Source organism: Jannaschia rubra, from assembly GCF_001403735.1.
GTDB classification, from domain to species: Bacteria; Pseudomonadota; Alphaproteobacteria; order Rhodobacterales; family Rhodobacteraceae; genus Jannaschia; species Jannaschia rubra.
The window spans coordinates 15,064-38,674 of record NZ_CXPG01000017.1; the positions used below are offsets into that span (position 1 = coordinate 15,064).

21 protein-coding genes are annotated in these 23,611 nt (G+C 67.2%); 10 read left to right on the top strand and 11 right to left on the bottom strand.

Annotation, left to right across the window (positions count from 1 at the left end; all coding sequences use genetic code 11):
• The first annotated feature begins 39 nt into the window (after positions 1-39).
• The 8 genes from JAN5088_RS08580 to putP all read left to right on the top strand — a co-directional run bounded on the left by JAN5088_RS08580 (position 40) and on the right by putP (position 10,018).
• The gene (locus JAN5088_RS08580; RefSeq protein ID WP_055682422.1) at positions 40-1,422 is read left to right on the top strand and encodes a cryptochrome/photolyase family protein; all 1,383 of its coding nucleotides are present in this window, start codon (positions 40-42) and stop codon (positions 1,420-1,422) included.
• 67 nt (positions 1,423-1,489) lie between these two features.
• On the top strand, positions 1,490-2,701 hold the full coding sequence (locus JAN5088_RS08585) for an SAM-dependent methyltransferase (RefSeq protein WP_055682423.1): 1,212 nt from the start codon (positions 1,490-1,492) through the stop codon (positions 2,699-2,701).
• Entirely contained in the window at positions 2,701-3,162 is a 462-nt protein-coding gene (locus JAN5088_RS18605) for a TrgA family protein (RefSeq protein WP_055682424.1), read from the top strand. The genes JAN5088_RS08585 and JAN5088_RS18605 overlap by 1 nt, the downstream gene beginning before the upstream one ends.
• Complete coding sequence (locus JAN5088_RS08595; RefSeq protein WP_055682425.1) at positions 3,159-4,304, top strand: NUDIX domain-containing protein; 1,146 nt, start codon at positions 3,159-3,161, stop codon at positions 4,302-4,304. Before JAN5088_RS18605 ends, JAN5088_RS08595 begins: the two co-directional genes overlap by 4 nt.
• A gap of 33 nt (positions 4,305-4,337) precedes the next feature.
• Positions 4,338-5,366, top strand: coding sequence for a cysteine synthase A (locus tag JAN5088_RS08600; RefSeq protein WP_055682426.1), 1,029 nt, complete (start codon positions 4,338-4,340; stop codon positions 5,364-5,366).
• Positions 5,363-7,675, top strand: coding sequence for a DUF3772 domain-containing protein (locus JAN5088_RS08605; protein ID WP_055682427.1), 2,313 nt, complete (start codon positions 5,363-5,365; stop codon positions 7,673-7,675). The genes JAN5088_RS08600 and JAN5088_RS08605 overlap by 4 nt, the downstream gene beginning before the upstream one ends.
• Positions 7,672-8,391, top strand: a complete 720-nt coding sequence (locus tag JAN5088_RS08610; RefSeq protein ID WP_055682428.1) for an alanyl-tRNA editing protein — start codon at positions 7,672-7,674, stop codon at positions 8,389-8,391. The genes JAN5088_RS08605 and JAN5088_RS08610 overlap by 4 nt, the downstream gene beginning before the upstream one ends.
• A 115-nt stretch (positions 8,392-8,506) precedes the next feature.
• Positions 8,507-10,018, top strand: a complete 1,512-nt coding sequence (putP, locus tag JAN5088_RS08615) for a sodium/proline symporter PutP (protein ID WP_055682429.1) — start codon at positions 8,507-8,509, stop codon at positions 10,016-10,018.
• 63 nt (positions 10,019-10,081) lie between these two features.
• On the opposite strand, the gene gltA is transcribed toward putP, so the two are convergent.
• Positions 10,082-11,377 carry a citrate synthase gene (gltA, locus tag JAN5088_RS08620; protein ID WP_055682430.1) on the bottom strand — a complete coding sequence of 432 codons (1,296 nt, stop codon included), beginning with the start codon at positions 11,375-11,377 and terminating at the stop codon, positions 10,082-10,084.
• A gap of 118 nt (positions 11,378-11,495) precedes the next feature.
• Positions 11,496-12,914 carry a glutamate--tRNA ligase gene (gltX, locus tag JAN5088_RS08625; protein ID WP_055682431.1) on the bottom strand — a complete coding sequence of 473 codons (1,419 nt, stop codon included), beginning with the start codon at positions 12,912-12,914 and terminating at the stop codon, positions 11,496-11,498.
• A gap of 111 nt (positions 12,915-13,025) precedes the next feature.
• On the opposite strand from gltX, the gene JAN5088_RS08630 reads away from it, so the two are divergent.
• Positions 13,026-15,110, top strand: a complete 2,085-nt coding sequence (locus tag JAN5088_RS08630; protein ID WP_055682432.1) for a ComEC/Rec2 family competence protein — start codon at positions 13,026-13,028, stop codon at positions 15,108-15,110.
• Between the two features lie 134 nt (positions 15,111-15,244).
• Here the strand turns inward: JAN5088_RS08630 and lexA are convergent, their stop codons facing one another.
• From lexA to JAN5088_RS08660, 6 genes are all read right to left on the bottom strand, one after another.
• Positions 15,245-15,937 (bottom strand): transcriptional repressor LexA, encoded by a 693-nt coding sequence (gene lexA, locus JAN5088_RS08635; protein ID WP_055682433.1) that lies wholly within the window; start codon positions 15,935-15,937, stop codon positions 15,245-15,247.
• A gap of 125 nt (positions 15,938-16,062) precedes the next feature.
• Positions 16,063-17,238 carry a molybdopterin molybdotransferase MoeA gene (locus JAN5088_RS08640; protein ID WP_055682434.1) on the bottom strand — a complete coding sequence of 392 codons (1,176 nt, stop codon included), beginning with the start codon at positions 17,236-17,238 and terminating at the stop codon, positions 16,063-16,065.
• Complete coding sequence (gene moaC / locus JAN5088_RS08645) at positions 17,235-17,717, bottom strand: cyclic pyranopterin monophosphate synthase MoaC (protein WP_055682435.1); 483 nt, start codon at positions 17,715-17,717, stop codon at positions 17,235-17,237. The genes JAN5088_RS08640 and moaC overlap by 4 nt, the downstream gene beginning before the upstream one ends.
• A complete protein-coding gene (gene trpC / locus JAN5088_RS08650) occupies positions 17,714-18,526 on the bottom strand; it encodes an indole-3-glycerol phosphate synthase TrpC (RefSeq protein ID WP_055682436.1) in 813 nt (270 codons plus the stop codon). Before trpC ends, moaC begins: the two co-directional genes overlap by 4 nt.
• Positions 18,523-19,539: an anthranilate phosphoribosyltransferase gene (gene trpD / locus JAN5088_RS08655; RefSeq protein ID WP_055682437.1), complete on the bottom strand. Its 1,017-nt coding sequence runs from the start codon at positions 19,537-19,539 to the stop codon at positions 18,523-18,525. Before trpD ends, trpC begins: the two co-directional genes overlap by 4 nt.
• Positions 19,536-20,117 (bottom strand): anthranilate synthase component II, encoded by a 582-nt coding sequence (locus JAN5088_RS08660; protein WP_055682438.1) that lies wholly within the window; start codon positions 20,115-20,117, stop codon positions 19,536-19,538. Before JAN5088_RS08660 ends, trpD begins: the two co-directional genes overlap by 4 nt.
• A gap of 113 nt (positions 20,118-20,230) precedes the next feature.
• Here JAN5088_RS08660 and JAN5088_RS08665 point away from each other — a divergent pair, with 113 nt between their 5' ends.
• Positions 20,231-21,727 (top strand): polysaccharide deacteylase family 2 protein, encoded by a 1,497-nt coding sequence (locus JAN5088_RS08665; RefSeq protein WP_055682439.1) that lies wholly within the window; start codon positions 20,231-20,233, stop codon positions 21,725-21,727.
• 3 nt (positions 21,728-21,730) lie between these two features.
• On the opposite strand, the gene JAN5088_RS08670 is transcribed toward JAN5088_RS08665, so the two are convergent.
• From JAN5088_RS08670 to JAN5088_RS08680, 3 genes are all read right to left on the bottom strand, one after another.
• The gene (locus JAN5088_RS08670) at positions 21,731-22,561 is read right to left on the bottom strand and encodes an arginyltransferase (protein ID WP_055682440.1); all 831 of its coding nucleotides are present in this window, start codon (positions 22,559-22,561) and stop codon (positions 21,731-21,733) included.
• Between the two features lie 90 nt (positions 22,562-22,651).
• Positions 22,652-23,116: an RDD family protein gene (locus JAN5088_RS08675; RefSeq protein WP_055682441.1), complete on the bottom strand. Its 465-nt coding sequence runs from the start codon at positions 23,114-23,116 to the stop codon at positions 22,652-22,654.
• Positions 23,117-23,172: 56 nt separating this feature from the next.
• Positions 23,173-23,580, bottom strand: coding sequence for a DUF2852 domain-containing protein (locus JAN5088_RS08680; RefSeq protein WP_055682442.1), 408 nt, complete (start codon positions 23,578-23,580; stop codon positions 23,173-23,175).
• Positions 23,581-23,611 lie beyond the last annotated feature (31 nt).

Below are 23,611 nucleotides of genomic sequence, written 5' to 3' on the forward strand. Positions count from 1 at the left end.
CGCCCTTGCATCGTGGCGCGCGGCCCTAGATGACGGACCATGGCTCCGATCATTCTTTGGATGCGCCGGGATTTCCGGCTGACCGACAACCCGGCGATGCACTGGGCCGCGGAACAGGGCCGCCCCGTCATCCCCGTCTTCATCCTGGACGAGGTGGTGGAGACCTGGGGCGCCGCGCCCCTGTGGCGCGCCGGGCTGGGCCTTGCCACGCTGTCGGAACGGCTGGAAGACATCGGTTCGCGGCTGATGTTGCGGCGGGGCAGGGCGATCGACGTGCTGCGCGACCTGCGGGTCGAAACCGGCGCCGACACCGTGGTCTGGAACCGCCTCTACGTCGCCGACGAGCGGGCCCGCGACACCGAGGTGAAGGAGGCGCTCCGCGACGAGGGGACCGAGGCGCGGTCGTTCCAGGCACATGTCCTGTTCGAACCCTGGACGGTTCAGACCGGCGCGGGCGGATTCTACAAGGTCTACACCCCGTTCTGGAAGGCTGTGCGCGACCGCGATCTCGGTCGGCCGCTGCCCCCGGTCGAGGCGCTTGCCGCGCCGGACGCCTGGCCCGCGTCGGACGATCTGAACGCCTGGAACATGGGTCGTGCCATGCGGCGGGGTGCGGATGTCGTGGCGGATCATGTCCATGTTGGGGAACTGGCCGCCCGCGACCGTCTGGTCGACTTCATCGAGACGAAGGTGGACGACTATGCCACTGCCCGCGACATGCTGGCCGTCGACGGCACCTCCGGCCTGTCCGAGAACCTCACCTGGGGCGAGATCGGCATCCGCGAATGCTGGTTCGCCGGGCAAAAGGCGCTCCATGACGGGAAGGGTGACGCCGAGGTGTTCCTGAAGGAACTCGTCTGGCGCGACTTCGCGCACCATCTGGCGTATCACACGCCCCGCCTGACGACCGAGAACTGGCGCCCCGAATGGGACGCCTTTCCCTGGCAGGGCGACGGCGCAGATGCGGAGGCGTGGCGGCGCGGGCTCACCGGGATCGACGTGATCGATGCGGCGATGCGGGAACTCTACGTCACGGGCCGGATGCACAACCGCGCCCGGATGCTCGTCGGCTCCTATCTGACGAAGCACCTGATGACGCATTGGCGCATCGGCTGCGACTGGTTCGCGGACACGCTGATCGACTGGGACCCGGCATCGAACGCGATGGGGTGGCAGTGGGTGGCGGGGTCGGGGCCGGACGCATCGCCCTATTTCCGCATCTTCAATCCCGACACGCAGGCCGAGAAGTTCGACCCGAAGGCCGTCTATCGCCGCAGGTGGCTGGAGGACGACGCCTTCTTCGACGCGGTGCCGCGCAGTTGGGCCATTGGTCCGGACAGCCGGCCGGAGGAGCCCATCGTCGGGCTGGCCCTGGGCCGGGAGCAGGCGCTCGCGGCGTATCAGCAACGCGACGCGGAGTAATCGCGCGCCTAGGACTTGCCGACCGAGGCAAACCGGTGGTTCAGTCTGCCCGAGGTTCGGGAGAGACATGGACGCGATCACCACACTCGACGGGCAGAAGGACCTGCCGCGGTATTTTCCCCGGGCCTTCGCCATGGCGCAGGGCGCCGGGTCCGGGCGGCTCGACATCGTGCTGCCCGACGGTCGCCGCTTTCGCCACGACGGGCCCGAACCCGGCCCTGCGGCCGAGATCGTCGTGCAGACCGTGGACGTCTTCGCCCGCCTCGTGCGGGAGGGCGACGTGGGGTTCATGGAAAGCTACATGGACGGCTCCTGGACGACACCCGACCTTCAGGCGCTGTTCGACTACGTCAACAAGGAAGGCGACGCCCTGATCCAGCAGTTCCCCGGTTTCGTGGTTTTGCGAACCTATGAGAAGCTGCGCTTCTGGCTGCGCCGCAATACCCGCAGGCAGGCCCGCAGGAACATCTCGCGCCACTACGATCTAGGCAACGATTTCTACGGGCTCTGGCTCGATGAGACGATGACCTATTCCTCCGGCCTGTTCGCCACCGGACAGGAATCCCTCGAAGCCGCGCAGACGGCGAAATATGCCTCGATCGTCGACCGGATGGACGTCAAGCCGGGCGAGCACGTGCTGGAGATCGGTTGCGGCTGGGGCGGGTTCGCCGAATACGCGGCACGCGACCGGGGGCTTCGGGTGACCGGCCTGACCCTGAGCCGGGCGCAGTTGAACTTCGCCCGGGAACGGATTGAAAAGGCGGGATTGTCGGCGCAGGTCGATCTCAAGCTTCAGGACTACCGCGACGAGACGGGCAGCTATGACGGCATCGCAAGCATCGAGATGTTCGAGGCGGTGGGCCGCGAATACTGGCCCGTCTATTTCGGCATCCTGCGCGACCGGCTGCGGCCGGGGCGGCAAGCCTCGCTGCAGATCATCACCGTGCCGGACGTCCGCTGGTCGACCTACTCCCGTCAGGTGGATTTTATCCAGAAGTACATCTTCCCCGGCGGCATGCTGCCCGCACCCATGAAGCTGGCCGAACAGGTCGCTCGCGCGGGACTGGAGGACGGCGGCTCGGTCAGTCTTGCCAAGGCCTATTCCATCACGCTGCGCCGCTGGTTCGACCGCTTCAACGCCCGTTGGGACGACGTCGCCCGACAGGGGTTCGACGACCGCTTCCGCAAGATGTGGAACCTGTATCTGACGGGCTGTGCGGGTGCGTTCGAATATGGCATGTGCGACGTGATCCAGATGACCGTACGAAAGCCCATCTGATGCCCACCCCCTCGAAACTCGTCGCGGCGGTCCTGTTCGCGGCCCTTGCCTGGCTGGTGGGCGACCTGATCGTCCGCATGGTGCTGGAGGAAGGCGTCCGCGTCGGGCGCTTCCGCGAGATCCTGGCGCTGGGCGGCCTGCTGGTCGGCTGGCGCTATGTCGGGCGTGAGACGACGGGCCGGACCGGCAAGGGCACGACCATGGCGCGCGGCATCACGGCGGGCATCGCCGGGGCGCTGATCCTGATGATGCTGGCGCTGCTGCTGCATTCGCTGGGGGTGATGGTCCTCAATTCACTCGACCGGAAATACAATGCCATCGGCCAGGCCGGGTCGGCATGGATGGAGTTCCTTTGGAACGATCTGCAACTGGTTGCCCACCCGGCCATCCTGATCGTGCTGTTCGGCGGGGGGGCCGTGGTCGGCCTGGTTGCCGGCATCACCGGCCGCGTCACGCGGTGAGCCGGTATTTCCTGTTCGGGACGCTGACCTGGGACGCGCTGCTGACGCAGGTCGCGGGACGCCCGGTCGCCACGTCGCCCGCCACGCTCGACGGGTGGTCGGTGGAGCGCGCGGCCGATGGCGACTGGCCCGTCCTGGTCGAAGGCGGGCAGACGATGGGCCTGCTGACCGAACCGCTGAGCGACGACTGTCGCGCCCGGCTCGACTGGTACGAGACCGCCTTCGCCTATTCGCCGGAGGCCGTGACCGTGACGGGCCCCGACGGCCCGGTGGCCGCGCTGGTCTATCGCGCGGGCGGGGCAGAGGGCGCGGGCGTGCCGTGGTCGCGCGACGGTTGGGTCGCGCTGCATGGCGACCGCACGATCCTGGCCGCGGCCGAGGTGCAGCGCGCCATGGGCCGCATGACGCCAGCCGCCATCGCGGCCCGGCGCGGCGTGATCCAAGCGCGCGCACAAGGTATCGTCGCGGCCCGCGCCGCGCATCGTCCCGTGACCGTGGGCGGCGGCGCGCCGGTGGAGGACATCCGCGTCGAGTCCGTCGACTATCCCTATGAGGGGTTCCACCGGGTCGAGGAATGGACGCTCGACCATCCGCGGTTCGACGGCACCCGGTCGGGTCGCATCAACCGGGCGATCAGCCATATCACCGATGCCGCCACCGTCCTGCCCTATGATCCCCGCCGCGACCGCGTCCTGCTGGTCGAGCAGATCCGCATCGGAGCCCTGGCCAAGGGCGACCGGCAGCCCTGGATGCTGGAGCCGGTCGCCGGCCTGATCGACGCGGGCGAGGGGCCCGAGACCACCGCCCTGCGCGAGCTGGAGGAGGAGGCGGGGATCACCGTGGACCGCGGCGACCTGCATTTCGTGGCCCGCTATTTCCCCAGCCCCGGCGGCGTGGCGCAGGTCATCCATTCCTACGTCGCGGTCTGCGACCTGCCGGACGATGCGGGCGGGCTGCACGGGCTCGCCTCCGAGCATGAGGACATCCGTGCCCATGTCGTGCCCCTGTCGCAGGTTCTGGCCATGGTCGCCTCGGGCGAGGCGGTCAACGCTCCCCTGATCGTGTCGGTGCAATGGCTGGGTCTGCGCGCGGACGGCTTGCGCGCGGGAAGGCCGGTTGAAGACTTGCAATCCGGGGTCTAGACCCAAGGGGAGACCAGCCCCGGAGGCCTGCCCGTGACCGTCCATTCGTCCCTGTCCGATGCCATCGGCAACACCCCCCTGATCCGGCTCAACCGCGTCTCCGACGAGACGGGCTGCGAGATCCTGGGCAAGGCGGAGTTCCTGAACCCCGGCCAGTCGGTCAAGGACCGCGCTGCGCTGTTCATCATCCGCGACGCCATCGCCTCGGGCGCGCTGAAACCCGGCGGCACCATCGTCGAGGGGACGGCCGGGAACACCGGCATCGGCCTGTCGCTGGTCGGCGCGTCGATGGGGTTCCGTTCGGTGATCGTGATCCCCGACAGCCAGAGCCAGGAAAAGAAGGACATGCTGCGTCTGGCCGGTGCCACGCTGGTCGAGGTTCCGCCCAAGCCCTTCAAGGATCCGAACAACTATGTCCGCTATGCCCGGCGGCTGGCGGAGACGCTCGCGCGGACGGAGCCCAACGGCGCGATCTTCGCCGATCAGTTCGACAACACCGCGAACCGGCAGGCCCATGTCGAGACGACCGGGCCGGAAATCTGGGAGCAGACCGGCGGCAAGGTCGACGGCTTCATCTGTGCGGCCGGCACGGGCGGTACCGTCGCGGGTGTGGCGGCGGCGTTGCAGCCGAAGGGCGTCAAGGTCGGGCTGGCCGACCCGATGGGCGCCGCGCTCTACAACTTCTATGAGCACGGCGAGTTGAAGTCCGAAGGCTCCAGCATTTCCGAAGGCATCGGGCAGGGGCGGATCACCGGCAACCTGGAAGGCTTCACCCCCGATTTCGTCTGCCAGGTCACGGACGAGGAGGCGCTGCCCATCATCTTCGATCTTCTGGAACACGAAGGGCTGTGCATGGGCGGATCGACCGGCATCAACGTGGGCGGCGCCGTGAAGATGGCCCGCGACATGGGGCCGGGGCATACCATCGTGACGATCCTGTGCGACTACGGCTCGCGTTATCAGTCCAAGCTGTGGAACCCCGACTTCCTGCGCGACAAGGGCCTGCCGGTGCCGCATTGGCTCGACGGACCGGAGCGCGAGGTTCCGACGGCCTTCGAATGAGGTTTTTCCTCGCCGTCTTCCTGACGCTCTGGCTGGTCCTTCCGGGCGTGGCGCAGGGTGTCGACCCGGACTGGAAGGCCCTCTCGGAACGCACGGAGTCGGTGCTGGAAAGCGGCGATGCCTCGGCCGGGGCGCTGACGGCGCTGCGGGGGGAACTTGCCGACTGGCGCGCCCGGTTCCAGGAGGCACAGACTGCAAACGCCGCCCGGATCGAGACCCTGACCGCGCAGATCGAAGCGATCGGCCCCCCGCCCGAGGAAGGAGAGACCGAGCCGCCCGGCATCGGCATCCAGCGTTCGGAACTGAACCGGCGGCTGGAGGAGCTCAGGGCCCCCGTCCGCGAGGCGCAGGCATCCTTCACCGCTGCGGATGGCCTGATCTCCGAGGTCGATCGCCTGCTGGAGGCGAACCGCGCGGCGCAGCTGCTGTCAAAGGCCCCGGCGCCGGTCAACCCGGTGAACTGGCCCCCCACGGTCGCGGCCATCGCGTCCTGGCTGAAGGCGTTCGGGCAGGAACTCTACGCGCCCTTCGCCACGCCGACCGCCCGCGCCGTCTGGCAGGCCCGCGGGGGTGAGTTGGGGCTTCTGGTGTTGGTGGCGATCCTGCTGCTCTGGCGATCCGGGGTCTGGCTGGGCAAGCTGCGCGACCGTGTCGCCCTGCACGAGGCTGACAGCGCGGTCGCGCGTGTCATCCTTCTGACCATTTCCGTCGTCCGGTTGATCCTGCCGGTTGCGGGGCTATTCGCCGTCGTCCGCATCCTGCAACTCATGGGCGCCGAGGGCCTGCGGGTCGATGCGGCGACCACCCTGTTGCCGCTCATGGGGTTCACGATCCTGATGGCGCGGTGGCTGTCGCTCCAAGCGCTGCCGATGCGAGAGACGGCGCAGGCGTTCCTGCCCGTCAGCCCCGCGCGTCGGCCGGCTGCGCGGTTCTATGCGCTGATGCTGGGCATCCTGCTGGCGGGCGCCATGGCGGTGGAGGTCATCACCCAGACTGCGAACGATCCGGTCGTCAGCAACGCGGTGGCGCATTTGGTGCTGCTGGTCATCGCGGGGATCAACCTGTTCCGCATGGGCAAGCTGTTCCTGTCGGAGGGGGAGGCGGCGCGCGCCGACGACGATGACGGGGGTGGCGGCTTCTGGGCGCAGGTCCTTCGGCTGATCGGGCGAGGCCTCATACTGGTGGGGGTGCTGTCGCCGCTGGTGGCGGCGGTGGGTTACGTCAACCTCGCCAATGCGGCGCTCTGGCCCGCGGCACTGTCGCTCGCGCTCATCATGTTCATCGGGATCCTGCAGGGGTTCGCCTTCGATCTCTATGCGGCCGCGATGCGACGGCCCGATACCGGCCGCGACGCGCTGCTGCCGACGCTGGTGGGCTTCGTGCTGGCGCTGTTGTCGTTGCCGCTTTTCGCGTTGATCTGGGGCGTGCTGCCGTCGACGCTGCGGGAATGGTGGACAAAGTTCCAGCTTGGCTTCGACTTCGGCGAATCGCGGATCTCGCCGGGCAGTTTTCTGACTCTCGCCCTCGTGTTCCTCGTCGGCTACCTGATGGTCCGCCTGCTCAAGGGCGTGTTGCGGACCAGCGTGCTGCCCAAGACCAAGCTCGACACCGGGGGCACCAACGCGATCCTCTCGGGCACAGGCTATATCGGGATCACCATCGCCATCCTGATGGCCGTCACCGCCGCGGGCATCGACCTGAGCGGTCTTGCCATCGTCGCGGGCGCCCTGTCGGTCGGTGTGGGTTTCGGCTTGCAGACCATCGTGCAGAACTTCGTCTCGGGCATCATCCTGCTGATCGAGCGGCCCATCAAGCTGGGCGACTGGGTGGTCGTCCAGGCCAGCGGGGTCGAGGGGTTCGTGCGCGAGATCAGCGTCCGCTCCACCCGGATCGAGACGTTCGACCGCCAGGACATGATCGTGCCGAACGCGGACCTGATTTCGGGGGTCGTCACGAACTATACGCTCAACAACGCTTCCGGGCGGGTCGTCCTGACGCTGGGCGTGGCATACGGCTCCGACACTGAACGGGTCGAGCGGATCCTGCAGGAGGTGGCCGAGGAACACCCCATGGTCATCCTCAATCCACCGCCGCTGGTGACGTTCGACGGCTTCGGGACGAACGGCCTCGACTTCACGGTCCGCGTGGTGCTGCGTGACATCCTGTTCAAGGTCGTGGTCGCTTCGGAGTTGAACCACGCCATCGCCAAGCGCTTCAAGGCCGAGGGGCTGGAGCATCCGCTGCCCCGCCGCGACGTCCTGCTGCGCAACCCCGAAGCCCTGCAACCCGAAGGCCCGCCAAGCACATGACCGACCCCCTGTTCCGCACCGATCCCTACCTAAAGTCCGCCACCGGCCGCGTCGCGGCGATCACCCCCGAAGGCGGCATCGTCCCCGACCGCACCGTCTTCTATCCCAAAGGCGGCGGCCAGCCCGGCGACAGCGGGCGCCTCCGCTGGGACGGCGGCTCCTGCGAGATCGCCGGGGCGGTCAAGGGCGAGGGCGAGCGGATCGTCCTGCTGCCGGCGAGCGGCGGTCCCCTGCCGGAGCCGGACGCCGAGATCGAGATGCGACTCGACTGGGACAGGCGGCACAGGTTCATGCGGATGCATACGGCGCTGCACCTTCTGTCGGTCGTCGTGCCCCTGCCGGTGACGGGCGGCCAGATCGGATACGACAAGAGCCGGCTCGACTTCGACATGCCCGAGGTCATCCACGACCGCGACTTCATCCAGGCACGCCTGGGTCAGCTCGTCGCCGCAGACCATCCCGTGACCGAGGAGTGGATCACCGAGGACGCGCTCGACGCCAATCCGGCGCTGGTCAAGACGCTGGCGGTCAGGCCGCCGCGCGGCGCGGGCCGCATCCGTCTGGTTCGCATCGGTCGGGCGGATGCGCCCGTCGATCTGCAACCCTGCGGCGGCACCCATGTCCGCACCACGGCCGAGATCGGCATGTTCCGCATCGGCAAGATCGAGAGCAAGGGCCGGTCCAACCGGCGCATCTCGCTCACGCTCGACGGCTGACACACCGACCCCCGCGTCGCTGGCCGGCGTCCGGGCGTCGCAGTTTCATGTTCCCTTGCGTCGCCTGCCGTGGGACGCTGCGTCATCTGAGTATTCTTTTCTCGAGGAGAATCTGATGGCCCTGGGCGTCTGGATAAGTCTCTTAGCCTATTTCGCGCTGATGATCGGGATCGGCGTCTATGCCTGGCGGAAATCGACCGCCAGTTCCGAGGAGTACATGCTCGGCGGGCGCAACCTCAGCCCCGCCGTCGCGGCGCTGTCCGCGGGTGCGTCGGACATGAGCGGTTGGCTTCTGCTGGGGCTTCCCGGCGCGCTCTATGCCGCCGGGCTGGTCGAGGCGTGGATCGGGATCGGCCTGTTCGTCGGCGCGCTGGTCAACTGGATCGTGGTGGCCCCGCGCCTGCGCGAACAGACCGAACGCTACGACAACGCGCTGACGATCCCGCAATTCCTGGCGAACCGCTTTCCGAGCCGCGCGGCGGCGCTGAGGATCGTGTCGGCCATCATCATCGTGGTATTCTTTTCGGTCTACACCGCCTCTGGCCTCGTGGCAGGCGGCAAGCTCTTTTCCAGCGCCTTCGGCGACCTCATCAATTCCGACAGCTTCAGCGACTATTCCATCGGGATATGGCTGACGCTGGGCATCGTGATGATCTATACCGTCATCGGCGGCTTCCTCGCCGTCAGCCTGACGGATTTCGTGCAGGGCATCATCATGATGCTGGCGCTGATCGTCATGCCGCTGGTCGTCCTCTATGGTGCGGGCGGCGGCGGTTTCGATCAGGCGGGCGAGACTCTGGGCGCCGTCGACCCCGATTTCCTCTCGCTGACCAAGGGCCTGACGTTCTTCGGCTTTCTCTCCGCCGTGACTTGGGGCCTGGGATACTTCGGACAGCCGCACATTATCGTCCGCTTCATGGCCGTTCGGTCGGTGCGCGAGGTTCCGGTCGCCCGCAACATCGGCATGACGTGGATGTTCATATCGCTCGTCGGTGCGGTCAGCCTGGGCATCCTGGGCCGGGCCTATGCCGTGCGGAACGACCTTCCCGTGGACGACCCTGAAACGATCTTCATCATCCTGTCCAACCTGCTGTTCCATCCGCTCATCACCGGCTTTCTGTTCGCGGCGCTGCTGGCGGCGATCATGTCGACCATCTCCAGCCAGCTTCTCGTGTCGTCCTCTTCGCTGACGGAGGACTTCTATCGCCTGTTCCTCAACAAGCAGGCCGGCGACCGGGAGCTTGTGACCGTGGGCCGGATCAGCGTCATCCTGGTGGGCCTCGTGGCTGCCTTCATCGCGGGCGATCCCGACAGCCAGGTCCTTGGCCTCGTGGCGAATGCATGGGCCGGGTTCGGTGCGGCCTTCGGTCCGCTCATCATCCTGTCGCTGACTTGGGACCGGATGACCGGAAGCGGCGCCGTGGCCGGGCTGATCGGCGGGGCGGCCACGGTGATCGTCTGGATCACTCTGGGCTGGAACGGCAGTTTTCTCGGCGGGCCGGGCATCTACGAGATCATCCCCGGCTTCATCGTGGCCTGGGCGGCGATCTACTTCGTCAGCCGGGCCACCGCTTCCTCGGGAGAGTTCCGGCCGGCGCCGGGCGCGCGCGGAACCGCCGCCCGCTGATCCACCGCCTGACCGACGAAGAACGCCGCCCCTTGCGGGGCGGCGTTTCCACGTCGGCGGCGATCAGCGGTCTTCAACTTCGACGTAATCGCGTTCCGTCGGCCCGGTATAGAGCTGCCGGGGCCGGCCGATCTTGAGGTTCGGATCGGACAGTTGTTCCTTCCACTGCGCGACCCAGCCCACCGTGCGCGACAGCGCGAAGATCGGCGTGAACATCGACGTCGGGAAGCCCATCGCTTCCAGGATGATGCCGGAATAGAAGTCCACGTTGGGAAACAGCTTCTTCTCGGCGAAATAAGGATCGTCGAGCGCCTGCTTCTCAAGCTCCTTGGCGACCTGCAGGGTCGGATTATCCTCGATCCCCAGAAGCTCCAGCACCTCGTCGGCGCTCTGCTTCATCACGGTCGCGCGCGGGTCGAAGTTCTTGTAGACCCGGTGCCCGAAACCCATCAGGCGGAACGGATCGTCCTTGTCCTTGGCGCGGGCGATGAACTCGGGGATGCGGTCCACCGTCCCGATCTCGCGCAGCATCTCGAGGCACGCCTGGTTCGCGCCGCCGTGTGCGGGCCCCCAGAGACAGGCGATGCCGGCCGCGATGCAGGCGAACGGGTTCGCTCCCGACGACGACGCCAGCCGGACGGTCGAAGTCGAGGCGTTCTGTTCATGATCGGCGTGCAGGGTGAAGATCCTGTCCATGGCACGCGCCAGGATCGGATCGACGACGTAATCGTCCGCCGGGACCGAAAAGCACATGTTCAGGAAGTTCGCCGCATAATCCAGGTTGTTGCGCGGATAGACGAAAGGTTGGCCCACGGAATACTTGTAGGCCATCGCCGCGATCGTCGGCAGCTTCGCGATCAGGCGGATCGCCGCGACCTCACGCTGCCATTCGTCGTTGATGTCGGTGCTGTCGTGATAGAAGGCCGACATCGCGCCCACCACGCCGACCATGGTCGCCATCGGATGCGCGTCGCGCCGGAATCCGCGGAAGAAGTTGTGCATCTGTTCGTGCACCATGGTGTGACGCGTGACGATGCTCTCGAACTTCTCCATTTCGGCCGCCGATGGCAGATCGCCGTAGAGCAGAAGGTAGCAGACCTCGAGAAAATGCGATTTTTCGGCAAGCTGTCCGATGGGATAGCCGCGGTGCAGCAGAACGCCCTTCTCGCCGTCGATGAAGGTGATCGCACTGTCGCAGGACGCCGTGGAGGTGAAGCCGGGATCGTAAGTGAAGACCCCCGCCTGTCCATAGAGCTTGCGAATGTCGACCACGTCCGGCCCGACGCTGGGCGACAGGATCGGCAGATCGTAGTTCTTGCCGTCGAGCGTCAGTCTTGCCGTCTTGTCAGTATCAGCCATATCCGTCCTTTCGAAGGGGCCGCCGCGGTCGGCGTGCCATGCAACCAATTGATCGTTCGGGTGTCTTTTCCCGCAATCCTTACCCTGAGGTGGTGCGGCGACCACAAATGCCGCCGTCTCAGGAACTCGTCTCGACGGCGACATCGCCCAGCCGTGCGACCGTTTCGTCACGCCCCAGGACGAGCATCATGTCGAAGACGCTGGGGGTGGCCGTCCGACCGGCGAGCGCCGCGCGCAGGGGCGCTGCCAACTTTCCCAGACCCAGCCCCTTGGACTGCGCAAGATCACCCACGATCGCCTCGAGGTCGTTGCGCGTCCAGCTAGCATTTTGCAGGTGCGGCGTCAATTCCGACAGTATGCGACGGGATACCGGATCGAGCGCGTTCGATGCCTTGCCGTCGATATCCACCGGGCGCGAGATCAGCGCGAAGCGTGCCCGTTCGATCACCTGGGGCAGGGTCCGGCAGGCGTCCTTGACCAATGGAACGGCCCGCGCCAGCGCTTCCGCGTCGATGGGCGCCATGCCCGTCCTGCGCGCCCAATCCAGCGCTGCCGCCACCATCTCGTCGTCGTCCATTGCGCTCAGGTGCTGGCCCGACAGGTTCTCGAGCTTCTTCAGGTCCAGCCGGGCAGGGGCCCGTCCGATCCCCTCCAGCCCGAACCATTCCCGCGCCTGCGCGTCAGTGAAGAACTCGTCGTCGCCATGGCTCCACCCGAGGCGCGTCAGATAGTTGCGGACGGCCGCGGCGGGAAAGCCCATCTCGGCGTATTCCTCGACCCCGGTGGCCCCATGCCGCTTGGACAGCTTCTTTCCATCGGCGCCATGGATCAGGGGGATATGAGCCCAGACCGGCTGCTCCCACCCCATCGCTTCGTAGATCTGCGCCTGCCGCGCGGCGTTGTTAAGATGGTCGTCGCCGCGGATCACGTGCGTCACGCCCATGTCGCGGTCGTCGACCACCACGGCCAGCATGTAGGTCGGCGTACCGTCCGACCGCAGCAGCACCATGTCGTCGAGTTGATCGTTGGCGAAGGTCACGCGTCCCTGCACCGCATCGTCGATCACCGTCGCCCCATCGCGCGGGGCCTTCAGTCGGATGACCGACGGCGTGTCGGGGTACGTCGCCTCCTCCGCCTCGCGCCAGGGAGACCGGAACAGGGTCGAGCGCCCCTCCGTCCGCGCGGCTTCGCGGAATGCTTCGATTTCGTCCTGGCTGGAATGGCAACGGTAGGCGTGCCCGGAGGCCAGCATCGCCTTTGCCACCTCCGCATGGCGGTCGGCGCGAGCGAACTGGCTCACCGCGTCGCCGTCCCAGTCGAGCCCCAGCCATGTCAGCCCGTCGAAGATGGCCTGCGTCGCCGCATCGGTCGACCGGGCGCGGTCGGTATCCTCGATCCGCAGCAGGAACTTCCCGCCTCGGCCGCGGGCGAACAGCCAATTGAACAGCGCTGTCCGCGCCCCGCCGATGTGCAGATATCCCGTCGGGGACGGGGCGAAACGGGTGACGACGGGGCGGTCCTCGGTCGAGGCGGTCATGGCGGAATCCTTGGTCTGGCGCGGTGATGGCACGGCCCGGTTAACGATTTGTAAACCAGACCTCGCGCAGGGTCGCCGGGTTGATAGGCAGCCCGGAGGTCGAGGGCAAGGATGCACCCCGCCGACGTTGCGCCACCCGCGCCGCACCCCTGGAGCGCGCGCCTCGCTGCGGAGTGTCAAGCCCTGCGCGGCCATCGCCTGCCCTGGATCGCGGTCGCCTTCGGCACGGGTGTGGGGCTTTACTTCGCGTTGCCGGCCGAGCCCGGATCGGCGGCGGCGGTTGTGGCCGCGCTCGCCTGCCTTCTGCTGTTCGCCGTCGCATGGGGCCTGCGCGGTAGCGTGGGGTTCGTGCCCCTGATGGTCGCCGTCTCGGTCACGGGGATGCTCGCGGCGCAGATGCGGACGAACCTCGTGGCCGGCCCGGTCCTGGGGTTTCGCTATTACGGAGCGGTCGAGGGACGGGTCGTCGACATCGACCGATCCGCTTCCGGTGCGCCCCGACTGACTCTCGACCGCGTCAGGCTCGACGGACTTGGCCCGGACGAGACCCCGCGCCGCGTCAGGGTTTCGCTTCACGACGAGGCGGGTGCGGTCCCGCGCCCCGGCCTGCGGGTGATGACGACGGCGCATCTCACCGCGCCGCCCGGGCCGACCGAGCCCGGCGGCTTCGACTTCCAGCGGCACGCCTGGTTTCTGAAACTGGGGGGCATCGGCTACTCCCGCGTGCCCCTGCTTCTCGCCGAGCCGCCCTCCAACGGAATCTCGCTCGCCGTCGCCCGCCTGCGCGCCGCCATCGGAAACGGCTTGCGGGAGCGGCTGCCGGGGCAGGTGGGACAGGTCGCGGCGGCAATCACGACGGGCGACCGCGCCGGCCTGTCCGACCAGGTGACCGAGGATCTGCGCGCGTCCAACCTCGCCCATCTGCTCGCGATTTCAGGGCTTCACATGGGCCTGCTGGTGGGCTTCGTCTTCTGGGCGGTGCGCGGTGGCCTGGCGCTGATCCCATCCCTCGCGCTCTACCATCCGACCCGCGCCTGGGCCGCGGCAGCTGCGCTGCCCTTCGCGCTGGCCTATCTGTTCCTGTCCGGCGGGGGGGTGGCAACGCAGCGCGCCTTCGTGATGGCTGTCGTCATGCTGGGTGCCGTCTTGCTGGGGCGGCGCGCCCTCTCGCTTCGCAGCGTCGCGATCGCCGCGCTCCTCGTCCTGCTCTGGCGCCCCGAAAGCCTGACCGGGCCGGGCTTCCAGATGTCCTTCGCCGCCACGGCCGCGTTGGTCATCGCCTTCGGCGCTCTGGCCCGGACGGATCGTCCCGCCTGGATGCGGGGCTGGCGGGGGGCCGTGATCTCCCTGCTCCTGTCTTCGGTCGTGGCGGGGCTCGCGACAGGCCCGATCGCGGCGCTGCACTTCAACCGGGTTGGCCAATACGGCGTTCTGGCAAACATGCTGGCCGTCCCGATGATGGGCTTTGCGGTCATGCCCCTTCTATTCATCGGTCTCATGCTCTGGCCCTTCGGATTGGAAGATCTGCCGTTCCGCGTCGCGGGCTGGGGGATCGAATGGATTCTGGCGGTCGCCCATAGGGTCGCGGAACTGCCCGGTTCGACAGGCCATCTGCCGGCACCCACCTGGCAGGTCCTCCCCCTTCTGGGGTTGGGGCTTGCCATTTTCGGGGCCGCCCGTGGCAACCTGTCACGCGGTACGGGTGTCGTCCTGGTAGCGGTGGCTGGCCTGATCTGGATGCAGGGAAGCCGGCCCGATATTCTTATCTCGGACGACGGCCGGCTCGTCGGGACGATGGGTCCGTCGGGACGTTGGCTCAGTCGCGAGAAGGGCGCCTCCTTCGTGGCCGGGGTCTGGCTTGAAAACGATGGCGACGGTGCGGATCAGGCGACCGCCGCGGCAAGGCCCCGGCCGGACATGACCGAAACGGGCATCGTGCTGCATCAGGCAAGGTCGAAGGGCGACGTTCCAGCCGCCTTGCAGGCCTGTTCGCTGGATCCGGGATGGGTCGTCCTGCCCGTCCCGATGGAGCCGGGACAGCAAACCATCGCTGACGGATGCATCATCCTGGATGTAAAAAGCCTGTCGCGGACCGGCGCAGTGTCACTGTCCCGTCTGGCCGACGGAGCGGTCCTCTTCCGAACGGCCCGACAGATGCAAGGCGAACGCCCCTGGTCGATGGGGCAGGGAGACTGAACGTCAGGCAACGGTCCAGACTCTTCAACTCGTGAAGCCATTGTTGGACTTGATCGACACAAGGAACGTCCAGACTGCCGCCCGGAGGCGGACCCCGGCGGCCGTGCCGACATTAGCCGTGCCGAAATCAAGCGTCAGTAGCTGCGGATCAGGCCGACAAGCCGCCCCTGAACCTTGACCTGATCTTCGCGCAGGAGTCGGGTTTCATAGCTCGGGTTCGCCGCTTCCAGCGCGATCATCCCCTTCACGCGACGATACCGCTTGAGCGTCGCCTCATGGCCTTCGACCAGTGCGACCACAATGTCGCCGTTCTCGGCCGTGCCCTGATCGCGGATCACCACGACGTCCCCATCGTTGATGCCGGCGTCGATCATCGAATCGCCCTTGACCTCAAGAGCGTAATGATTGCCCCCACGATCCAGCATCTGGCCGGGAACCGCAACGTGATGCGAAACTTCGCTGATCGCCTCGATCGGCACACCGGCTGCGATGCGTCCCATGACGGGCAGTTCGATTGCGTGAATACGAACCGGCATGGCATTGTGCGGGGCACCCTGTTCCGACGCGCCGCCCTCGATCACCCGGGGTACGAAGGACGCACCGCCGACCATGTCTTCCGGCAGGCGCGTGATCTCGATCGCGCGCGCACGGTGCGCAAGGCGACGGATGAACCCCCGCTCCTCCAGAGCGGTTATGAGCCGGTGGATTCCCGATTTGGAGCGCAGATCCAGCGCGTCCTTCATCTCGTCGAACGAAGGCGGCACCCCATCCCGCTGAACGCGCGTGTGAATGAACGCCAGAAGGTCGCGTTGCTTGCGGGTCAACATGATTGGGATTCCCTTGGTAACGGCATTATGGCCCATCATCGGATGTTCTAGAAAAGTTCACCTTTTGTGTCAACATCCAGAAGGCCGGGCACCATCAGCTTTCGCGTGCGAAGGTTAATTGCAGGTTAACGCGGCAGATCGATCACGTCGACCGGATCTCCGGGCCCACGCTCCGGATCGCGGGGGGGACGTACGAGCAGGACATCGGCGTCGGCCAGGATGGACAGAAGGCTGCTGTCCTGTCGTGCATGCGGCTGCGCCCGACCGTCACGAAGGGTCGCGCGCATATAGTGTTCGCGTGGTCCGTTCGGTCCGATCCCGACGGCGAGGGGGACGACGCGACGTGGCACGCCGGGGGGCAATCCCAACATCGATCGGAGGAGTGGTAGAATGAAGATCAACCCGCAAACCATTGACGATACGGGATTACCCGGAAGGCCGACAAGGGTGGACCCTTTCAGCTTCCCGGCAAGGAGCGGCTTTCCCGGTCGCATCGCGACCTTGTGGAAGGATAGTTCGAGTCCGGCCGCACCTGCGGTCGCCGCGACGAGGTCGTGGTCGCCGACGGAAGCGCCACCGATGGTCAGCACCAGGTCCGCGCCTGCTGCAAGATCCAACGCCTGACCGAGGCTCTCCGGCGTATCTGCCGCAATCGGCAGCAGCCTGACCTGTGCCCCCGCATCCTCCAGCATCGCGGCCAGACCATAGCCGTTCGAGGCGGCGATCTGGCCGGTAGCGAGGAGCGTCCCGGGTGGGCGCAGTTCATCCCCCGTCATGATGATGGCGACCTCCGGGCGGCGGATCACCGACAGCTTGCCGTGCCCCATCGCCGCAAGGAGCGCGATGTCGCGACTGCCGAGCGGTCTCTGCGGGTCGTGGGTTGCGCCGGCGTCGAAGTCGCCTCCCTCGGGGCGGATGTGAGTACCGGAGCCTACCGTATCGGTCAGCACGATGACGTCGCCGTCACGCGTCACGTCCTCTTGAATGATCACGCGGACCGCTCCCTCGGGAACTGGTGCGCCTGTGAAGATGCGGATTGCCCCGTCGCCGTCGCACCGGCCCGTGAACGGATGCCCGGCTGCGGATTCACCTTTGATGCGGAACCTCTGGCCTGGCACCGGATCGGCGACGGCGATCGCATAGCCGTCCATCGCGGAGGCCGCAAAGGACGGCTGGGCATGACGCGCGCGGACCGGGCCGGACAGGACACGACCACGCGCGGCGCGGAGCGGCACCCTCTCGACCGGCAGCCGGCTGACGAGAGCCAGAAGTGCGGCTGACGCCTCCTCGACCGAGATCACCGGACAGGGGCCTCCCAGTCGCCCGATTTCCCACCTGTCTTGGACAGCAGGCGGATACCGCCGATGGACATGTCCTTCTGTACGGCCTTGGCCATGTCGTAGACGGTCAGACAGGCCGTGGTGACGGCTGTCAACGCCTCCATCTCGACACCGGTGCGGCCGGCGGTCCCGACGGTGGCCGTGACGCGAAGGCCGGGCAGATCGTCATCGGGCACAAGATCGACCGCGACGCGGGCGATGGGCAGGGGGTGGCACAGCGGGATGAGGTCGGCCGTGCGCTTTGCCCCCATGATCCCTGCAAGGCGGGCCACGCCGATGACGTCGCCCTTCTTCGCGGTACCGGATCTTATGATTTCGAGCGTTTGCGCAGACATCTTCACCCAGCCTTCGGCCACAGCCAGCCGTGCGGTTTCGGCCTTGACCGATACGTCGACCATATGCGCCGCGCCGCTGTCGTCGAAGTGGCTGAGTCCGCTCATCGCACGGGAACCATCGGGCTGGCGAGAAGATCGCGGGTCGCGGCGACGACGTCTTCCTGACGCATCAGGCTTTCGCCGATGAGGAAGCAACGGACGCCGTAGCGGGCGATGCCGGCGAGATCTTCCCGCGTATTCAACCCGGATTCGGAGACCAGCATCCGGTCTTCCGGAGCCCGGCGCGACAGATCGCGCGTCACCTGAAGATCGGTTTCGAAGGTGTTGAGATTTCGGTTGTTTATCCCGAGGAGGCGCGAATTGAGGTGACTGGATCGCTCCAGCTCCTCTCGGTCATGAACCTCGATCAAGGCGTCCATGCCCCAGTCGGCGGCGGCAGCCTCCAGCTCGGCGGCCTGAGCGTCGGATACGGCGGCCATGATGATCAGGATGCAATCGGCGCCGAGGCTGCGGCTTTCGGCGACCTGCCAGGGGTCGAACAGGAAATCCTTGCGAAGAACTGGCAGATCCACTTCGGCCCGAGCGGCACCAAGATAGGAATCGTCGCCTTGGAACGATGGCCCGTCGGTCAGGACGGAGAGACAGGTCGCGCCGCCCGCGGCGTAGGCACGGGCCAGCGCGGGCGGGTCGAAATCGTTGCGGATCACGCCCTTTGACGGGCTGGCCTTCTTGATTTCGGCGATCAGGCCATATCCTTCGATCTTGGCTTGCAACAGGGCGTCGGCGAAGGGTCGAACGGCGGGCGCGGCGCGGGCCGCGGCCTCGATCGAGGTCTGGTCGCGTTCGGCCTTCCGTGCGGCGATCTCGTCCAGTTTATAGGCCTTGATCCGCTCAAGGATCGTGGGTGTGGTCATGATGCCTCCGTCGTGAGGCGTGCAAGCGCCTCGACCTTGTCGCCTGCGGCGCCGCTGTCGATGGCGCGCGAGGCCCGTTCGACGCCGTCGCCCAGTTCGTTCACGCGTCCGGCCACCAGGAGCGCCGCCGCGGCATTCAGGAGGACGGCATCGCGGTAGGCCCCGGGCGCCCCGTCGAGCAGGGCGCGGAAAGCGCGGCCGTTGTCGGCGGGCTCCCCCCCGACGATGTCCGCGAAGGGGTGCGTCGGAAGGCCGGCGTCGTCGGGCGTGACCTGGCGTTCCGTGACCTCGCCGTCCGCTAATACCGCGACCGAGGTGGGTCCGCAGATCGACATCTCGTCGGTCCCGTCGTGGCCGTGGACGAGCCATGCGGCGTCGGAGCCGAGCGCGCGCAAAACCTCCGCCATGGGGCGGATCAGGACGGGCGAGAAGACGCCGGTCAATTGGCGCGCGACGCCTGCGGGGTTGGTCAGCGGCCCGAGGATGTTGAACACGGTCCGTGTGCCCAACTCGCCACGTACGGGCATGACGTGGCGGATCGCGGGATGATGCATCGGGGCCATCATGAAGCAGATCCCGACCTCGACCAGAGCCTTTTCAGCGACTTGCGGGCCAACGTTCACCTCGATCCCCATCTGGGTCAGGACGTCCGCCGCCCCCGACTTCGACGACAGGTTACGGTTGCCGTGCTTGGCGACCGGCACCCCGGTCGCCGCGACCACGAAGGCCGTCGCGGTCGAGATGTTGAGGGTGCCCTTGCCGTCGCCCCCGGTGCCGACGATGTCGATGGCGTCCGGCGGTGCGACGACCCTGTTCATTCGGGCGCGCATCGCACTCGCGGCGGCGGCGATCTCATCGACGGTTTCCCCCCGGGTCCGCAAGGCCATCAGAAGGCCCCCGATCTGGGCGGGTGTGGTGGCACCGTCGAAGAAGGCCGCGAAGGCGCTTTCCGCCTCGGCCCACGTGAGCGGTCGGTCGGGCGCCACGTTCAGGATCGGCTTGATGTCGATCATGCGGGCACGGGCATCATGTCGAGAAAGTTGCGCAGCAGGGCATGGCCGTGTTCGGAAGCGATGCTTTCGGGATGGAACTGCACGCCGTGGATCGGCAGGTCGCGGTGGCGCAGGCCCATGACGGTACCGCAAGCGAGGCTCGCGTTCACTTCGAGGCAATCGGGCAGGGTGTCCCGGTCGACGATGAGCGAGTGATAGCGGGTTGCGCCGAACTCCGACGGCAAGCCCGCGAAGACGCCGGTGCCGTCGTTCTGCATCCGCCCGAGCTTGCCGTGCACGATCTCGGGTGCGCGTACCACCTTGCCGCCGAAAGCCTGACCGATGGCCTGATGCCCGAGGCAGACGCCCAGCAGTGGCGTGCGCGTGGCGGCGCAGGCATCGACCATGGCAAGGCAGATGCCTGCCTGCGACGGGTCGCAGGGTCCGGGTGACAGAAGCACGCCCGCGGGGTTCAGCGCCATCGCGGCCTGCACGTCCATCGCGTCGTTTCGCACCACGCGAACGTCGGCCCCCTGCTCGGCCACGTAGTGGACCAGGTTCCAGGTGAAGCTGTCGTAGTTGTCGATCAGCAGCAGCAAGCCAATCCCTCCAGATTCCGCGTCAGGCGGGGGTATCCAAGCCGGACCTTCCGGTTATACAGGTCGCAAGGCCCGGCGAAAGGGTCAAGGGCAGGCAGTTGAAGGAGTCGCAGATGGTCAGGGGACTCTTGCTGGGGTCGGCGAGCGCGCTGGCGCTCTCCGCGCTTTTCCTCGTGTCCGCGTCACTACTTGTACCGTCGCCGGATCGCGGGCCGTCACGCCCCGTCCTGCGCGATCAGGCCGAAGCCGCGCCGCGCATCCCGGCGGTACCGGAGCGCATCGTGGCGGCGCCCCCGCCCGAGACCCCGGCGCCGATCGCGGAGGTCGCCCCGCAGGTCGAGGTCCGCCCGCAGGTCGAAGTCAGCCCGGCAGTGCCTGTGGTCGATGCGGTCGACCTGCCGGCCAGAAGCCAGTTCAACCGTCCGCCGGAGGACCGTACGGCAGACACGCCCGAGACCGACGCGCAGCCCCGTCCGGCTGCCACGGCCGAGGCGATGCGACCCGGCGTGGTGCCGAGCGACGCGCCCCTGCGACAGACCGAAAGCGCGACACGGCCGGAGCCAATGTCCGTCGATGCCCTGTCCGCGCCGCCGGAAGCCGGATCGGCGCCCGATCTGCCGACGTCTCTGGACGCCGCAGCGCCACGCAGCGGGACGTCGAACGCGGCTCCGGACCGCGTCATGCAGGCCCCGGACGACGCGCCGGACGAGATCGTCGCGCAGGTCGAGGTTCCGACAGTGGTGCCCGAGGAGGAGCGGGTGATTCCCCCCAGAGCCACCGACCCTGCCCCCGAGCCCATTCCCGAACCCGCGGCCGAGGAACCCGCGCCGTTCACCGGTACGCCCCGGCGGTTGATCCTGGATAGCGAAAGGGCCGCGGCGGAGGAGACAGAAGTCGAGGTCGAGCCGGAACCGTCCGTCCGACTGCCCGCGCTGAAGGCGCAGGCGGCGCCCTTCGACAACCCGCGCAACCTTCCGATGATGGCGATCCTCCTGATCGACGATCCCGATGCAGGGGTGGATCAGGGGGACCTGGAAGCGCTGGACATTCCAATGACCTTCGCCATCGACCCCACGCGGCCGGACGCGCGGAAGGCGGCGCAGGCCTATCGGAAGGCGGGGCACGAGGTCGTCATGCTTGCCAGTGCCCTTGCCCCGCAGGGATCCGCGCAGGACGTGGAGGTCGCGATGTCCGGCGCCGTCGTCGCCTTGCCCGAGGCGCTCGGCGTGCTGGACCGCGACGGGGCCGGTTTCGCCGCGAACCGGGAGGCCTTGCGCGCGCTGCTGCCCGCGCTGGCGGAGCAGGGCATGGCTTTCGTCGCCTATCCCAGCGGGTTGAACAGCGGCGTCTCGGCCGCGCAGAGAGAGGGTGTTCCCGCAGTCACCATCTACCGCGCCCTGGACCAGGACGACGAACGCGCGGTGGTGATTACCAGGTACCTGAACCGCGCCACCTTCGAGGCCGCGCAGGACGGCGCGGTGGTCGTGGTGGGTCACACGACGCCGGAAATGGTGCGCGCCTTGAGCGACTGGCAGGACGGCGGGCGGGCGGAAGGGGTCGCGGCGGCTCCGCTGTCGGCGGTCCTTCAAATGACCGAAACATCGAACTGAGCGTCAGCCGATCTGGTCGGGCAGGTCGATCCGGGCCACCTGCTCGGCGATGGGCTCGACAGACAGGGGGTGGGTTTCGTCCGCGTGGTCCTCGGGCGCGCCGATGGGCCGCCATTCGCGATTCTTGAAGATTTCCAGCGCGGAGAACTGGGCTTTGTAGCCCATCTTGGGCGATCCGGGCACCCAATAGCCGAGATAGACGAAGGGCAGTCCGGCCTCGCGCGCGATATCGACGTGGTCGAGGATGATCTGCGTGCCGAGGCTGTCCGGCAGGCGGTCCGGGTCGTAAAAGGAATAGACCATGGACAGTCCGTCATCGAGGACGTCGGTTAGGCAAACGGCCCGCAACGCTGGATCGCCCCCGTCGACCGCAGGACGGTCGTCCCAGTATTCGATGACGCGAGTGCGGACGGGCGTTTCCTCGATCATCGCGGCGAATTCGAAGATGTCCATGTCCGCCATGCCGCCTTCGGCGTGGCGGGCGGAAAGATAGCGACGGAACAGGGCGTATTGCTCCTCCGTCGCCCAAGGGGACGTGACCTCTCGCCGGATGTGGCGATTGCGTGCTAGCGTCTTCCGCTGGGATCGCGTGGGCCGGAAGTCGGACACGCGGATGCGCGCCGACAGGCAGGCCGTGCAATCCGCGCAGCTTGGGCGGTAGAGGACGTTCTGACTGCGCCGGAAGCCCTGCTTCGACAACTTGTCATTGAGCGCGGTGGCGCCCGAGCCTTGCAGAGCGGTGAACAGCTTCCGTTCCCGCCGCCCGTCGATGTAGGGGCAGGATTGCGGCGCCGTCACGTAGAACTGCGGCGTCAGCGGTAGGCTGTGGCGCATGGGATCTTGCTTTGATGATGTTCAGGGTCCGAGCCTAGACCAGAGACCCGGCGCGTCAATCGAAAAGACGCGCCGGGCGGGATGCCGGCCTCAGGAAGGACGGTTGATCGCGGCCGAGCCGAGAAGCAGGTCCGTCAGGCCCTGCCGGCGCGGCGTCATCAGCATGGCGACAACCGACGCCAGGATCGGCAGGACGAACATCATCGATGCGTAGTAGCCGAGGATGTGAAGCGTCGCCTGCATGCCGTCGAACCGCTCTCCGTCGTGACCGCGAAGCTCGATCCCCATGAGGCGCATGCCCCAGGTCGCCGAGTTGCCCGACAGGGTGGCGAAGCGGTAGAGCAGGCCGATGACCATGAAGAAGATCGGCCAGAGGAAGAAGCCGACGGTCAGGGTCGCGATCCCGGCCAGGATCGTCAGCAGCGTAATGACGGTTACGTCGACAATCCACGCGAGGAACCGCTTCGCCACGACGCCGCGATAGAATTCTGGCTGGGCATCGGGGTCCGGCAGGCGGGTCGTCGGGCGGGCGGTGAGGTCGGTCCAATGGGTCATCTGTGCGGCTCCGGTGGAAGGGGGCGGCCCCGCCGGAATGGGCGGGGCCGGTCGGATCAGGCTTCGGCGGCGTCGCCGTCGGTGCGCTTGCTGCGATCTTCCATGAACTGGTCGAACTCGGCCTTGTCCTTGGCTTCGCGCAGGCGGTTCAGGAAGCTCTCGAACGCCTCCTGCTCATCCTCGAGCCGGCGAAGCATGTCGGCTTTGTAGCTGTCGAAGGCCATGTTTCCGGTGCTGCGGAACCGGCTGGGGGCCATGCGGCCGCGGTTGCAGGAAATGCCTTTGAACATGCGCTTGCTCCAGATGGTGTATGCCAGAACGGCGAGGCCGACAGGCCAGAAGAAGATGAAACCGAGAACGGCGGCGGCGATCCATGCGCCCTTTCCGCGAGCGTCGAGCCATCCTTCGATCCTGGTGAACCAGTTGCCGGAGGTCTGGCCGGCATAGGCGGGGGCGGGTGTCATGCGTCTCTCCTCGGGTTTATGTGAATACCTT